Genomic DNA, 615 nt, shown 5'->3' with positions numbered 1-615 from the left:
TAGATTGCCGGCGCCGTGGTGTCGCCGAGCACCGGCCCGACGATGCGCCAGGCAAGCTCGGCCGCATCCTGGCGCGTGAAGAGCTGGCCGTTGCCGTTCATGGCGTCGCCGATCAGCCGCTCATAGGGCGGCATGTCGCCCTTGGAGTCGTCGAGCGCGGTCAGTTCCACCTGCTCGCCGACCATGTCGTCGCCGGCTCTCTTGCGCTGGGCGCCGATCGAGATCGCCACCTGCGGATCGATGCGGAAGCGGACATAATTGGCGTCGGACGGCTTGATCGGATCGAAGACGTCGAGCGGCGGTCGCTTCAGCCGGACGATCACCTCGGTGGCGTGCACCGGCATGTTCTTGCCGGCACGGATGAAGAAGGGCACGTCCTGCCAGCGCCAGGTGTCGACGAAGAAGCGCACCGCGGCGAAAGTCTCGACCGGCGAGTTTGGCCTGACACCCGGCTCGGCCAGATAGCCGTCGAACTGGCCGCGCACGACATCGTCCTTGTTGAGCGTGCGGATGGCGCGCAGCACCTGCACCTTCTCGTCGATCAGGTCGTCGGCCGAGCGGCCGACCGGCGGCTCCATGGCCAGAAGCAGCAGGATGTTGAGCAGGTGGTTCTCG

The 615-nt window shown here is 66.8% G+C and carries 1 pseudogene; it reads right to left on the bottom strand.

What is annotated here, in order from left to right:
* A pseudogene (locus EOD07_RS36685) lies at positions 1-615 on the bottom strand (glucose-6-phosphate dehydrogenase); the annotation flags it as partial.

Source organism: Mesorhizobium sp. M2C.T.Ca.TU.002.02.1.1 (assembly GCF_003997225.1).
The sequence above is the reverse complement of the archived record's forward strand: the minus strand, read 5'-3'. Positions and strand labels throughout refer to the sequence as shown.